The organism is Nocardiopsis protaetiae, from assembly GCF_045446735.1.
In the GTDB taxonomy this organism is placed as follows: Bacteria; Actinomycetota; Actinomycetes; order Streptosporangiales; family Streptosporangiaceae; genus Nocardiopsis; species Nocardiopsis protaetiae.
In genome coordinates, this window is sequence record NZ_JBJJBV010000188.1 from 1 (window position 1) to 13405 (window position 13405).

At 75.1% G+C, this 13405-nt stretch carries 13 protein-coding genes and 1 pseudogene; 7 read left to right on the forward strand and 7 right to left on the reverse strand.

The window, feature by feature from the left end; translation table 11 throughout:
- Nucleotides 1-25: 25 nt before the first annotated feature.
- A complete protein-coding gene (locus ACJOT3_RS24440) occupies nt 26-172 on the reverse strand; it encodes a hypothetical protein (RefSeq protein ID WP_406975438.1) in 147 nt (48 codons plus the stop codon).
- 25 nt (nt 173-197) lie between these two features.
- Here ACJOT3_RS24440 and ACJOT3_RS24445 point away from each other — a divergent pair, with 25 nt between their 5' ends.
- The 4 genes from ACJOT3_RS24445 to ACJOT3_RS24460 all read left to right on the forward strand — a co-directional run bounded on the left by ACJOT3_RS24445 (nt 198) and on the right by ACJOT3_RS24460 (nt 2960).
- Nucleotides 198-719, forward strand: a complete 522-nt coding sequence (locus ACJOT3_RS24445; RefSeq protein WP_406975439.1) for a CGNR zinc finger domain-containing protein — start codon at nt 198-200, stop codon at nt 717-719.
- 123 nt (nt 720-842) lie between these two features.
- Complete coding sequence (locus ACJOT3_RS24450; protein WP_406975440.1) at nt 843-1067, forward strand: DUF5957 family protein; 225 nt, start codon at nt 843-845, stop codon at nt 1065-1067.
- On the forward strand, nt 1064-2248 hold the full coding sequence (locus ACJOT3_RS24455) for a sensor histidine kinase (protein ID WP_406975441.1): 1185 nt from the start codon (nt 1064-1066) through the stop codon (nt 2246-2248). The genes ACJOT3_RS24450 and ACJOT3_RS24455 overlap by 4 nt, the downstream gene beginning before the upstream one ends.
- A 25-nt stretch (nt 2249-2273) precedes the next feature.
- Nucleotides 2274-2960 (forward strand): response regulator, encoded by a 687-nt coding sequence (locus ACJOT3_RS24460; RefSeq protein WP_406975442.1) that lies wholly within the window; start codon nt 2274-2276, stop codon nt 2958-2960.
- A 33-nt stretch (nt 2961-2993) separates the two neighbouring features.
- On the opposite strand, the gene ACJOT3_RS24465 is transcribed toward ACJOT3_RS24460, so the two are convergent.
- Nucleotides 2994-3797, reverse strand: coding sequence for an IclR family transcriptional regulator domain-containing protein (locus tag ACJOT3_RS24465; protein WP_406975443.1), 804 nt, complete (start codon nt 3795-3797; stop codon nt 2994-2996).
- 165 nt (nt 3798-3962) lie between these two features.
- Between ACJOT3_RS24465 and pcaD the strand changes: the two genes are divergently transcribed.
- Nucleotides 3963-4730, forward strand: a complete 768-nt coding sequence (pcaD, locus tag ACJOT3_RS24470) for a 3-oxoadipate enol-lactonase (protein ID WP_406975444.1) — start codon at nt 3963-3965, stop codon at nt 4728-4730.
- A gap of 85 nt (nt 4731-4815) precedes the next feature.
- On the opposite strand, the gene ACJOT3_RS24475 is transcribed toward pcaD, so the two are convergent.
- The 3 genes from ACJOT3_RS24475 to ACJOT3_RS24485 all read right to left on the reverse strand — a co-directional run bounded on the left by ACJOT3_RS24475 (nt 4816) and on the right by ACJOT3_RS24485 (nt 9615).
- A complete protein-coding gene (locus ACJOT3_RS24475) occupies nt 4816-5655 on the reverse strand; it encodes an SAM-dependent methyltransferase (RefSeq protein WP_406975445.1) in 840 nt (279 codons plus the stop codon).
- Nucleotides 5656-5995: 340 nt separating this feature from the next.
- On the reverse strand, nt 5996-6676 hold the full coding sequence (locus ACJOT3_RS24480; RefSeq protein WP_406975446.1) for a hypothetical protein: 681 nt from the start codon (nt 6674-6676) through the stop codon (nt 5996-5998).
- Complete coding sequence (locus ACJOT3_RS24485) at nt 6673-9615, reverse strand: SNF2-related protein (RefSeq protein ID WP_406975447.1); 2943 nt, start codon at nt 9613-9615, stop codon at nt 6673-6675. The genes ACJOT3_RS24480 and ACJOT3_RS24485 overlap by 4 nt, the downstream gene beginning before the upstream one ends.
- A 133-nt stretch (nt 9616-9748) precedes the next feature.
- Here ACJOT3_RS24485 and ACJOT3_RS24490 point away from each other — a divergent pair, with 133 nt between their 5' ends.
- Entirely contained in the window at nt 9749-10627 is an 879-nt protein-coding gene (locus tag ACJOT3_RS24490) for a DUF1963 domain-containing protein (protein ID WP_406975448.1), read from the forward strand.
- Nucleotides 10628-10683: 56 nt separating this feature from the next.
- Here ACJOT3_RS24490 and ACJOT3_RS24495 read toward each other — a convergent pair whose 3' ends face one another.
- Together ACJOT3_RS24495 and ACJOT3_RS24500 are read right to left on the reverse strand one after the other, a co-directional pair.
- Nucleotides 10684-12072, reverse strand: a complete 1389-nt coding sequence (locus ACJOT3_RS24495) for an MFS transporter (RefSeq protein ID WP_406975449.1) — start codon at nt 12070-12072, stop codon at nt 10684-10686.
- Nucleotides 12073-12085: 13 nt separating this feature from the next.
- The gene (locus tag ACJOT3_RS24500) at nt 12086-12898 is read right to left on the reverse strand and encodes a glycerophosphodiester phosphodiesterase family protein (protein WP_406975450.1); all 813 of its coding nucleotides are present in this window, start codon (nt 12896-12898) and stop codon (nt 12086-12088) included.
- 262 nt (nt 12899-13160) lie between these two features.
- On the opposite strand from ACJOT3_RS24500, the pseudogene ACJOT3_RS24505 reads away from it, so the two are divergent.
- Nucleotides 13161-13405: pseudogene (locus tag ACJOT3_RS24505) on the forward strand (hypothetical protein); the annotation flags it as partial.

Sequence of the window (13405 nt, forward strand, 5' to 3'; positions counted from 1 at the left end):
GTTCGGAAAAAAGGGGGGCGCGGGGTCAGCGGGAGGCGGTGGCGGCCACGGGGACGGCCGGGGCCAGGGTGACGCGGCGCCGGCCGCAGGCGCAGTGCTGGTAGGAGACCAGGCCCTCGCTGGTGGCGTGCGCGGATTCGGTGGTCCAGTGGTGTTCGTGCTCGGTACGCATGCCCCCAGTCTGATGTAATGGCATTATGTATATCAACCCTTACGGTCGTGATCCGGTGGGACTGGCCGTCGACCTGGTCAACCGGCCCCCGGAGGACGTGGCCGACCTCGCCCGGCGCTGCGCCGAGGTGGGATTCGTCCTGGAACGCGAGGTCGGCGCCGACGACCTCGACCGGGTCCGCGCCTTCCTGGAGCGGTGGACCGCGGTGGTCGACGCCGCCGACCCCCCGGAGCGGGCCGCCCGCCTCAACCCGCTGCTCGTCGAGTTCGCGTCCGCGCCGCGCCTGACCGACCACACCGGCGACGGCTGGCACCTGCACTACCGCCCCGACGGCCTGCCCGCCCACCGCCAGATCGCCGTGCTCGTCTCCGTGGGCACCGCCCTGCACCTGACCGGGCGGGGCATGGACCGGCTGGGCCGGTGCGCCGCGCCCGACTGCGCCCGCGTCTTCGCCGACTTCTCCCGCAACGGCCGCCAGCGGTACTGCTCGCCCGCCTGCGGCAACCGCGACGCCGTGCGCCGCCACCGCGCCCGCCGCCGGGCGTAGCCGCCCCGGGCCGCGTACATCCCCCGGCGGACGCCGGGTGTCCACCCGCGGCCGATGCCGCGCGCCCTTCCGCCCCCGCAGGATGAGGGGGTTCCGTGGTACAAGAAGGAAGGGAAGAGGCCCATGAACGGCTGGAAGGCGCTCGGAGCGTCCCTGCTCGGCCTGGTCGTCGGCACGATCGCCGGATTCGTCCTGTCGGAGGTGGTCGCCATCTCACTGCTCCTGCTCAGCGGCGGGGACCCGCCCTCGTGGGCCCGCGGCATCAAGTACCTCATCGTGGTGGGCGCCGCCGCCGGACTGGTGGGCGGGCCGCTACTGGTGGCGCGCAGGGGGCGGCAGGACGTATGACACGGCGGCGGGACACCGGCGAACGCGTCTTCGGGACGGCCGCGGACGCCGCCATCGCGGCCGTGACCGCACTGGCCCTGGTCGGCGCCGAGGTGTTCGTCTCCCTGGAGCGCGGATCGACGCCCGAGCCGCAGTCCCTGGCGGTGCTCGCCCTGGGCGCCGCCTCCCTGGCGCTGGTCGGCCGCCGGCCCCTGGTCACCGCCGTCGCGGTGGGGCTGGCCCTGCCCGTCTACTACGTGGCCGGGACCGCCGACACCTGGGCGGCCTGGCTGCTGTTGCTGGTCGCGGTGCTGCGCATGGCCGCGGTGGGGCTGCGGTCCGCGCCCGTGGTGACCGTCGGGGTGGCGCTGGGGCTGTTCGCCGTCGCCGAGGCGTTCGCGTTCAACCCCTGGCGGGCCCTGCTGGTGCTGGCCTGGACGGTGGCGATCGCGGCGGTGGCCGCGGTCCTGCACCAGCGCGCCGCCCACCTGCGCGCCGCCCAGGAACGCGCCCTGGAGGCCGAGCGGACCCGCGAGGAGGAGGCCCGCCGCCGCGCCACCGAGGAGCGGCTGCGCATCGCCCGCGAACTCCACGACGTCATCGCCCACGACATCTCCCTGGTCAACGTGCAGGCCTCGGCGGCCGTGCACCGCCGCGATCCCGAGCAGGCCCTGGAGGCGCTGGAGGCCATCAAGGCCACCACCAAGAACACCCTGCGCGAGCTGCGCGCCACCCTGGGGGTGCTGCGCCAGGTCGACGAGGCCGAGGGCAACGCGCCGGTCCCCGGCGCCGACCGGCTGCCCCACCTGGTGCGCACCGCCGCCGACGGCGGCCCGCCGGTGCGCCTGACCGTGGACGGCGCACCCGCCGACGGCCCCGGGGACATGCCCGCGCTGCCCGCGCCGACGGGGGCCGCCCTGTACCGGATCGTGCAGGAGGCGCTCACCAACGTGCGCCGCCACTCCGGCGCCACCGCCGTGGAGGTCGCCCTCACCGTGGAGCCGGACGCGGTCACCGTCGAGGTGGCCGACGACGGCCCGGCCGCCGGCGGAACGGGGGAGCCGGGTGAAGTGGCCGAGGGCAACGGCCTGCTCGGAATGCGCGAGCGCGCCACCGCCCTGGGCGGTACCTTCGAGGCCGGGCCCCGGGCCCGGGGCGGCTTCCGGGTGCGGGCCCGCCTGCCCGTGGACCGACGGACCTGACCGCCCCCGGAGAGGACCCGCGACCGTGCCCGACACCCACCCCGACGGCATCGACGTGCTCATCGCCGACGACCAGACCCTGGTGCGGGCCGGATTCCGCTCCATCATCGAGGGCGAGCCCGACCTGCGGGTCGTCGCCGAGGCCGGGGACGGGGCACAGGCGGTGGAGGCCGCCGCGCGCGCCCGCCCCGACGTGGTGCTCATGGACATCCGCATGCCCGGCACGGACGGGCTGGAGGCCACCCGCCGGATCGCCGCCGACCCGGCGCTGGCGGGGACGCGGGTCGTCATCCTCACCACGTTCGACCTCGACGAGTACGTGTACGCGGCGCTGCGCGCCGGGGCCAGCGGCTTCCTGCTCAAGGACACCGAGCCCGCCGAGCTGCTGCACGCCGTGCGGGTGGCCGCCCGGGGCGACGCCCTGCTGGCCCCCGCGGTCACCCGCAGGCTCATCTCCGAGTTCGCCGACCGGATCAAGGAGCCGCCGCCCACCACCCGGCTGGCCGGGCTCACCGAACGCGAGCGCGAGGTGCTGGCCGCCGTCGCCGCCGGGCTCAGCAACGAGGAGCTGGCCCGCCGCCTGGTGGTCTCCCCGGCCACCGCCAAGACCCACGTCAGCCGGGTGCTCACCAAGCTCGGCGCCCGCGACCGCGCCCAGCTGGTGGTGATCGCCTACGAGACCGGTGTGGTCCGCCCGGGCTGGCTGACCTGAACCGGCCCCGCCGCGGGGCTCACCGGCGGCGGGTCACAGGCCCGCGTCGCGGCGGGACACCGACGCCAGGTCCGCCTCGATGCGCGCCGTCGCCTCCAGCAGGGCGGGCAGCAGGTCGCGGCGCACGTCCTCGATGGAGGACCGGTTGGCCTGCGCCGACACGTTCGCGGCCGCGATCACCCGGCCCGTGGTGTCGCGGATGGGGGCGGCCAGCGAGCGCAGCCCCTCCTCCAGCTCCTGGTCCACGATCGCGTACCCCTGCTCGCGCACCCGCAGCAGCTCGGCGCGCAGCCGCGCGGGGTCGGTGACGGTGAACCGGGTCAGCGGCTCCAGGCGCACCCGGCCCAGGAACGCCTCGATCTCGGCCTCGTCGCGGTCGGCCAGCAGCACCCGCCCCATCGACGTGGCCACCGCCGGGAACCGGGTGCCCACCCGGATCGACACGGTCATGATGCGCGAGGTCGCCACCCGCGCCACGTACAGGACGTCGTCGCCGTCCAGCACCGACACCGACGCCGACTCGTGCACCCGCGCCGACAGGTCCTCCAGGTGCGGCTGGGAGACGTCGGGCAGCCCGGCCGAGGCCACGTAGGCGTACCCCAGCTCCAGCACCCGCGGGGTCAGCGAGAACAGCCGCCCGTCGGTGCGCACGTACCCCAGGTCGGCCAGGGTCAGCAGGAAGCGGCGGGCCGCCGCCCGGGTCAGCCGCGTCTCGCGGGCCACGTCGCTCAGGGTCATCGACGGGCGCTCGGCGGAGAACGCCCGGATCACCAGCAGGCCGCGCTCCAGCGACTGCACGAAGTGGGCGCCGCGTTCCGGTTCGTCTTCGGTGGGCATCTGCTCTTCCTGGCGACGGGGACACGAGAAAAGGGGCCGGGGCGGGCGACAGGGCCCCCGGAGATGTTCTCATACCGCACATCCGTGCCGGTGCCCCGGCACCCGTGCGGCCGCTGCGATGATGGCCACGCACCTGGAACCGCCACGAAAGGGGACACCGGACCCGTGAGCGTCGACCTGCACCACGTCGAGAGCGGACCCGCCGACGCACCGCCGCTGCTGCTGGGCGGTTCGCTGGGCACCACCACCGCGATGTGGGAGCCGCAGGCCGCGGCGCTGTCCACGGTGTTCCGGGTGATCCGGTTCGACCACCGCGGCCACGGCCGCTCCCCGGTCCCGGCGGGCCCCTACGCCATGGCCGACCTGGCCGGGGACGTGGTGGCGCTGCTGGACCGCCTGGGCATCGAACGCGCCCACTACGCCGGCCTGTCCCTGGGCGGCATGGTGGGCCAGTGGCTGGCGGTCCACCACGCCGACCGGCTGGACCGCCTGGCCCTGCTGGCCACCTCGCCCTACGCCGGCCCGGCCGGGCCCTGGCACGAACGCGCCGACCTGGTGCGCGCCCGGGGCACCGGTGCCCTCGCCGACACCGTCGTGGGCCGCTGGTTCACCCCGGCCTTCGCCGAGGCGCACCCCGGCGACGTCGCCGTCCTGCGCGACCAGATCGCCGCCACCGACCCGGAGGGCTACGCGGGCTGCTGCGCGGCCATCGCCGACTACGACGTGCGCGAGGACCTGCCCGGCGTCACCGCGCCCACCCTGGTCGTGGCCGGGGCCGAGGACCCCTCCACCCCGCCCGCCCGGCACGCGGACCTCATCGCCCGGCTCATCCCCGGCGCCCGGTACACCACCCTGCCCGACACCGCGCACCTGGTGTCGTGGCAGCGGCCGGACGAGGTGAACACCCTGCTCACCCGGCACTTCTCCGCCTGAGGGCACGAGGGCAAGGGGTCGGAGGACGGCACACCGGAAGACCGTCTGGCGGGCCCCGCCGCGGTGCCGCGGCGGGGCCCCTGCCTCACGCCTTGACCGCCACCCCCGAGTACTCCCACAGCTTGACCGTCAGGTCGCCCGGCCGGGTCCGGGGCGCGATCTCCGGGTGGCGCCAGCTCGCGCAGTCGACCGCCCGCGGCTCCTCGTCGCGGTCGTCGGCCCAGGCGCTCACCTTCTCCAGCCCCTCGAACGCCACCGCGGCCTCCTTGGGTGAGCGCACCCGGCCCCACGGGGTGCCGAAGGACAGCATCTTGTCCGTCACCCACGCGGCGGTCTCGGCGTCGTCGGACACGATGTGCGAGTAGATCAGCACCGACCCCGGCGCCATGCGCTCCATCAGCCCGGCCACCATGCCGAACGGGTCGGCGCTGTCGGGGATGCAGTGCAGCATCGACACGAGCATGACGCCCAGCGGCCGGTCGGTGTCCAGCAGGTCGCGGGTGAGCGGCGCGGTCAGGACGGACTCCACCCCCTGGGAGATGTCGGCCCGCAGGAAGTCCGCGTTGCGCCCGCCCGTCAGCAGCGCCCGGCCGTGGGCGATGACGATCGGGTCGTGGTCCACGTACAGCACCCGCGCGTCGGGGCGGACCCGCTGGGCCACCTGGTGGGTGTTGTCCGCCGTGGGCAGCCCGGCGCCCAGGTCGAGGAACTGGTCGATGCCGCGCCCGGCCGCGTACTCCACCGCCCGGGTCAGGAACGCCCGGTTCTGGTGGGAGAGCGTCAGGAACTCCGGGACCTGGGCCAGCAGGACGTCACAGGCCTTGCGGTCCACCTCGAAGTTGTCCTTGCCGCCGAGCAGGTAGTCGTACATGCGGGCGACACTGGGGGTCTCCATGTCGATGTCGGGGGGGAAGCGGTCGGCCATGTGCGGTCCGGGGCGGCACCCGGCGGACACCGCCGGGCAGAGGGCGCCCCTGCCTCCTTCGTCGTGTGGGTGCGGTCGTCGCGTGCGGGGCGGCGGTGAGGAAGAGAGGGCCCGGGTGGAAGGGGCGGAGGCCGCACGGCGCGGGGCTGCGGACCGGCATCGTCGACCTCCTGTGCTCGGGCGGCGCCAGCCGTGCGCGCCGGGACCGGTTCCCGTTTTCCCGTACGGGAATCCGCCACGTCGTGCGACGTGATCTTCAGCCGAATCGTAACCGCCCGGGTCCCTTCCCACCGGCGTTTTCCCGAGGAAATCGCAAATCGCGTATTCGATCGGCCCGTGTTCATGTTCCCGGGCGCGGGAATGGCGGCAGTTCGTCGGCCAGTGCGCCCGGAGCGGCGGCCCTGACGCGGTCTCCGGAACCCGAGGGTATATCCACAGGCCCGGGCGGGGAAGGCGCCGACCAGAACGCCGCCGCGGAGTCCGGCGCGTGATCGGTGGGGTCGGTGTCGTCTTCGATTATCGCCTCGGAGGCATTATCCCGGGCTGTCTCCTCTGGGACCGAAGGTCCTTTTATGTGCCCGGCCGCCATCACGCGGGTGCGCAGCGCGCCCTTGTCCAGGCCCGCCCACCGGGTGAGCGCGAACGGGTCCCGGTCGGCCTGCGCGGCCAGGGCGGCGGCCGCCGCCCGCAGGTGCGCGCACACCCCGTCCCAGCGGTCGCAGGAGCAGGTGGCCACCAGGGCGTCCCAGCCCCGGGGCACCAGGTCCACCCCGAACATCGTGCACACCCGCCCCACCGGCACCGGCAGCTCCCCGGCCACCACCCGGGCCCGGAACATCTCCTGGGAGGCCAGGGCCGCGCACACCCGGTCCCACAGGGCGTCGTCGGGCACGGCGCGGATCAGGCTCACCTCGAACCCGGCCACCCGCGCGGTCACCTCGCCCGGGCGCACCGACAGCCGGTCCACCGGGCCCGGCACCAGCGGGCCCAGCCACCGCCCCACCTGTTCCGACCAGCTCACGCCACCGCCTCCGGGGCCAGGCGCACGACCTCGCGCAGGTCGTCCACCGACAGGCCGGCCAGCCACGCCTCGCCGGTGGCCACCGCGCCCCGGGCCAGGGCGCTCTTGCGTTCGATCATCTCGTCCACCCGCTCCTCCACGGTGCCCACGCACACCATCTTGCGGACCTGCACGTCGCGCCGCTGCCCGATCCGGAACGCCCGGTCGGTGGCCTGGTCCTCCACCGCCGGGTTCCACCACCGGTCCACGTGCACCACGTGGTTGGCGGCGGTGAGGTTGAGGCCGGTGCCCGCCGCCTTGAGCGAGAGCAGGAACACCGCCGGGCCGTCCGCGGTCTGGAAGCGGTGCATCAGCTCCTCGCGTTCGGCGCGCGGGGTGCCGCCGTGCAGCCACAGCACCGGCACCCCCAGCCGCGAACGCAGGTAGGGGGCCAGCCGGTCGCCGAAGCGGGCGTACTGGGTGAAGCACAGGGCCTTGTCGCCCTCGGCGGCGGCCTCGCCCAGGATCGACTCCAGCCGGTCCAGCTTGCCCGAGCGGCCGGCCAGCGCCGAGCCGTCGCCCAGGAACTGGGCGGGGTGGTTGCAGATCTGCTTGAGGCGGGTCATGGTCGCCAGCACCAGGCCCTTGCGCTCGCGCTCGTCGGCCTCGCGCAGGCGCTCGGTCATCTCCTCCACGACCGCCTTGTACAGGGACGCCTGCTCGGGGGTGAGGGTGCACCAGGTGCGCATCTCCACCTTCTCCGGCAGGTCGGCGATGATCGACCGGTCGGTCTTGAGGCGGCGCAGCACGAACGGGCCGGTCATCCGCCGCACCCGGGCGGTGTCGGGGCCGTCCTCCCCGGCCACGGCCTCGCGGAAGGCGGCCGCCGAGCCGAGCAGGCCCGGGTTGGCGAAGTCCATGATCGACCACAGCTCCTCCAGGTCGTTCTCGACCGGGGTGCCGGTGAGCGCGATGCGGGTGCGGGCGGGCAGGGAGCGCACCGCCCTGGCCTGGAGGGTGTCGTGGTTCTTCAGGGCCTGGGCCTCGTCGCAGACCACCCGCTGCCAGGGCAGGCCCGCCAGCTCGTCGGTGTCGCGGGAGACCACGCCGTAGGTGGTGACGACCAGGTCGCAGTGGCCGACCAGGCGGGCCAGGGCGTTGCCGTGCGGGCGGTCGGGGCCGTGCTGGACGTGGACGCGCAGGTCGGGGGCGAAGCGTTCGGCCTCGCGCCGCCAGTTGCCGACCAGGGACACCGGGCACACCAGCAGGGTGGGACCGGAGTCCAGCGGGCGGGCGTCGGTGAGCAGGGCCAGCAGCTGGACGGTCTTGCCCAGGCCCATGTCGTCGGCCAGGACCGCGCCCAGGCCCAGCTCGCCCAGGAACCGCAGCCAGGAGGCGCCGCGGTCCTGGTAGGGGCGCAGGTGGGCCTTGAACCCGTCGGGGGTGCCCAGGGGGCGCAGGTCGGCGGCGGCCGAGCCGTCGAACAGGGCGCCCAGCGGGCCGGGGGCGACGACCTCCTCCACCGGCAGCGGCGGGGCCTGGCCGGCGCCGACGGCGGTGCGCACCGCCTCGTCGGGGCGCATGCGGCGGCCGCGGGTGGAGATCCACTCCAGGGCGGCCTCCAGGCGCTCGGGGTCCAGCTGGGTCCAGCGGCCGCGCACCCGCACCAGGGAGCGCTTGAGGCGGGCCAGCTCGGCGAGTTCGGCCAGCTCCTCCTCGGTGAGGGGGGAGGTGTCGCCGTCGGGGTCGCCGCGCAGCACCGCCTCGAAGGAGACGCCGACGATGTCGGAGGGGCCGATGCCGCCGACGCCCTTGCGGCCCTTGACGGGTTCGGCGGTCATGCGCAGGCCCACCCGGGGGCCCTTGCGCAGCTCGGGCAGGACCACGCCGAACCCGGCGGCGGCCAGCGCGGGGGCGGCCTCGGCGACGAACCGCTGGGCGTCCTCCACGCCCAGCAGCAGCCGGGAGGGGGCCAGGTCGCCCAGCGCCCGCCCGATGAGCGGGTGGTGGCGGGCGGCGCGGCGCAGGTCGGCCAGGGCGGTCACCGACACGTCGGCGGGCAGCCAGGCGGTGCCCTCGCCCGACCACACCTGCTCCAGGGGGAGGCGCAGGCCGGGGTCGGCGACCGAGCGCACCCAGAACTCGACGGTCCAGGGGGTGGCGCGGTCGGGTTCGCGCAGCAGGAACAGCAGCCCGGCGCGGCCCGCGCCGCGCACCCGGGAGCGCCACTCCTTCACGGCCGGGCGCAGCCGGGCGGCGACCCCGGCGTCCAGGGTCGCGTCCTCCCCGGTCAGGGCGGCGGCCAGCAGCGCGTCCGGGGTGCGTGGCACGGAGGAGGCCTGTTGCCGAAGGCATCCGTTGAGGGTGGTGGAGGGCGACGGGCGGGCCGTGCGCCGCGCCACCGCGTCGGTGAGCAGTTCCACGGGCGCCAGCACACACGCCCGCGCCACCGCGTCGGCGTCGGCCCCGGGCAGGTGGGCGCGCGCCGAGGCGGGCAGCGAGGCGGTGAGCGCGGCCAGGTACTCCTCGGCCCACGCCGTGGGCGCGGGCCGCCACCGCGCCCGGTCGCCGACCAGGTCGGGCAGCACGCACCCGGCGTCCACCAGCGCCCGGGCGAACGCGTCCACCGCGGCCAGGTGCCGCAGGGACGGCCCCGCCCCGTCCGGCAGCTCGCCCAGCAGCCGGTCGGCGGCCGCCGCGGTCAGCCGCAGGCCCGGCACCGTCCAGGTGTGGAACGCGGCGGGCTCCCCGGACGCCTCCGTGGACCGGTCCGGCGCGGCCGTCGTCCCGGGCAGCCGCAGCTCCAGCACGCTCGGCGTCCCCTCTTCACCCGTCAGCGCCGCCAGCTCCCGGTGCCCCAGCGCGAACGGGTGCGGCCGCCCCCCGGCCCGCCCGCCGCCGGGGCCCTCGCCCCACACGACCAGCGCGTCCCGATCCCACACCCCGTGCAGCACCCGCATCCGTCCCCCCGTTCACATCGCGCCCCAGTATCCCGCCCCCCACCGACACCCCGCCCCGGGCCCACCTGCGGCGGGTGTCGGGGGGTGGGGCTAGGGTCGTTGCGGCTGTCGAGAGCACACCCTGGAGACGCGCATGACCCGCACCACCCCGCCGCGACCGATCGACGTCGAGGCGCACTTCCCCGAGCTGCGGGCGTGGCGGCGCGAGGCGGTGCGGCTGCACCCGCGGCCCGGGAAGCCGGAGGTCGGGGACGACTCCATGGGCGGGCCGCTGCTGTGGCCCGCGGAGGAGCCGTGGCCGGTGTGCGCGGGCGAGCACGAGGACATGGGCGACGGCTACCCGGAGGAGGACGAGCCGCTTCTGGTGCCGATCGTGCAGATCCGCCGGGAGGCGGCCCCCGGAGTTCCCTTCCCGGAGGGCCGCGACCTGCTCCAGGTGCTGTGGTGCCCCTTCGACCACGACAACGGCTTCTCCTGCCCCGAGCCCCGGGTGTTCTGGCGCACCGCGGCCGAGGTCGGCGAGGTGCGCCCCACCCCGCCCGCTCCGGCGGGCGCACCGGAGCGGTACGTGCCCGTCCCGTGCGTCCTGCACCCCGAGGCGGTCGCGGACTACGGCCTCCAGGAGCTGGACCGGGGGCTGTGCGCGGAGCTCAGCGAACGCCACGGCGCGGTGGCGGCCGAGGCGGCGGACCACCTGGACGAACTGGTGCAGGTGCCCGGCACCAAGCTGGGCGGGTGGCCCGGCTGGGTCCAGGGACCGCAGTGGCCCGCCTGCGCGGGCTGCGGGCAGACCGCGGAGCACCTGCTCACCGTGGCCTCCTGGGAGTTCTCCCCCGGATCGGAGCGGCTGTGGCTGCCGCTGGAGGACCCGGAGCCGCCCGCGGGGGACGACGGGTTCCCGCCCGCGATGGATCCCGCCGGGCTGATGCTCGGCGACGCGGGCTCGCTCCAGGTGTTCGAGTGCCGCACCTGCCCCGGCCGCCCCGGCGCGTTCGCCTTCGACTGCTCCTGACACACGGGAGGGCCCCGGCGGGTGCCGGGGCCCTCGTCTCGTGGTGCGGTGGCGGGTCAGAGGCGGGCGGGGACCTCGTTGCCGACGGCGATGATGCCCTCGCGCATGCGGGTGCGCCACAGCAGGAGGCCGCCGATGATGAAGAACGCGATCAGCGACACCACGGCCACCCGGTAGCCGCCGGTGACCGACACCGCGATGGTCACCGCCAGCGACCCCAGGAACGTGGACCCCTTGTCGGAGATCTGGTAGAGGCTGAAGTACTCGGCCTCGCGCCCCTTGGGGATGAGCTGGGAGAACAGCGACCGCGCCAGCGACTGGGTGCCACCCAGCACCAGGCCGATGCCCACGCCCAGCGTGATGAACAGCGGCACGTTCCCCGCGGGCAGGAAGTACGCGCCCGCCACCAGGCCGCCCCAGACCACCAGGGTCACCAGGATCGTGTTCTTGGACCCCAGGTACCGGGCCAGCCACCCGGTGGCGAAGGCACCGCCGAAGGCCACGAACTGGATGATGAGGATCGTCATGATCAGGACGTCCTGCTCCAGGCCCAGGTCCTGGGTGGCGAACGGGGCGGCGTAGCGGATGGCCGCCTGCACCCCGTCGTTGAAGAAGATGAACGCGAGCAGGAACAGGATGGTGTTCGGGTACTTGCGCATGTCCTTGAGCGTGCGCCCGAACTGCTTCAGCGACGCGCCCAGCCTCGGCGGCCCGCCGGTGGCCAGCGCCCCGTACCGGTTGCGCAGCGGCCGCAGCGACAGGACCGTGAAGCCCAGCCACCAGACGCCGCAGGAGGCGAACGCGATGCGCGCGGCGTCGCCGGCGCCGATGCCCAGCGCGTCGGCGTTGATCACCAGCACCAGGTGCACCACCAGCAGCAGCGCCCCGCCCAGGTAGCCGATGCCCCACCCGGCCACGGAGACCCGGTCGCGTTCGTCGGCGGTGGCGATCTCGGGCAGGAACGCGTTGTAGGCCACGATCGAGAAGCCGTACAGCAGGTTGGCCAGCAGGAACAGCACCGAGGCGGCCAGGTAGCCGTTGGTGGCGAAGTACAGGCCCAGGGTGGCCACCGAGCCGCCGAACGCCGTCCAGAACAGCCACCGCTTCTTGTACTGCGAGTGGTCGAGCAGCGCCCCGAACATCGGCAGCAGCAGGATCTGGATGAGGATCGCGGCGGTGGTCAGCGCCGGGTAGAGCGCGTTGGGGTGCAGCCCGAACAGCCCCAGGGACAGGCTCGGGTCCAGGCACGCCTGCGAGGTGTCGGCGCCCACCGAGGAGCAGGCCAGGCCGCTCAGGTAGGGGCCGATGAGCACGGTCACCACCGAGGTGATGAACACCGAGTTCGCCCAGTCGTACAGGTACCAGCCGCGCTGTTCGCGTCTGCGCTGGGCCGGGTCGGGGGAGGGGCCGGAATGCGCGGCGGCCTCGGGGGAGGGATCGGTCATGGTGGGGGTCTTCCTATCCGTTGTGCGCTCTGGCGACGCCGCCGGTCCAGCGGCCGCGGCGGATCAGCACCTCCCGCAGCGCGGTGGTGTTGTCGGTGACGATCCCGTCGACGCCCGCGTCGAGCAGGCGTTCCATCACCCCGGGTTCGTTGACGGTCCACACGTGGACCTGGATCCCGAGCCGGTGGGCGGTGTGGATCAGGTCACGGCTGAGCACCGGGAACGAGCCCTGCCACATCGGGATCTGCGCGCACAGCGGGGCGCGGGGGGCCAGCGGGCGCAGCACCGGGGACAGGGACGCCACGCGCAGCCGGGCCACGTCCACGGGGCCGCAGGAGGTGGCGACGGGCTCGGGGAAGAGCGACCGCGCCCGGTCCAGGCGCCGCTGGTCGAAGGAGCCCACGCACACCCGGTCCCAGGCGCCGGTGCGGCGCAGCACCTCGATGAGGGGGACGACGGCGTTGTCGGCCTTCAGGTCGATGTTGAACCTCGCGTGCGGCCAGCTCCCGAGCAGGTCCTCCAGCAGGGGGACGGGTTCGCGCCCGCCGACCCGGGCGCGGGCGACCTCGCGGTAGGGGAGGTCGGCGATGGCGCCGGTCATGTCGGTGGTGCGGTCCAGGGTCTCGTCGTGGAACGCCGTGAGGACGCCGTCGGCGGTGGCGTGCACGTCCGTCTCCAGGTACGTGTAGCCCAGGTCCACGGCGTGCTGGAAGGCGAGGGCCGTGTTCTCCAGCTCGGTGCGGCGCACGCCCTGGTCGTCGGTGATCCAGCCGCCCCGGTGGGCGAGCGCCAGCGGGACGGGGGAGGAAAGGTACGCGTGAGTCACTTAGGCAGTATGCCGTCTGCGGAGGACGTCGGGGCAGGCCGCGGGGCGGGCGGTGGCCGAACCGAAACCTGGTACGCCAGGTGGAGCGGGGCCGCGCGAGGGGGCTCTGTGGTGGGTTGTGACCGGATGTCGTCCCCCGGGAAGGGAAACGTTCATGTCCCACTCGCCCGACCTTCACCACGACCCCCGCCGGAGCAAGCCCCAGGACCCGCCCTTGAGCCGGCCCCGGCACCAGTCCCAGGGCCCGGCGCAGAACCCGCCTTTGAGCCTGCCCCGGAACCCGCCCCTGGGCGAACCCCCGTGCCACCCCTCGAACCTGCTCCAGGACCCGCCCCCGGCCCGCCCGCCCGCCGCCTGCCCCCGCCCGATCTGCTCCGGCGGGCCGGTCCCGCACGCCCGGCGCACCGCCGCGCCCCCGCCGGCGAACCCGTACCGCCCGGTGGCGACCCCGGCGCGCACCCCGCTGCGGCGGGTGCCGCCGGGCCGCCGCCACGCCCCGCTGGAGGG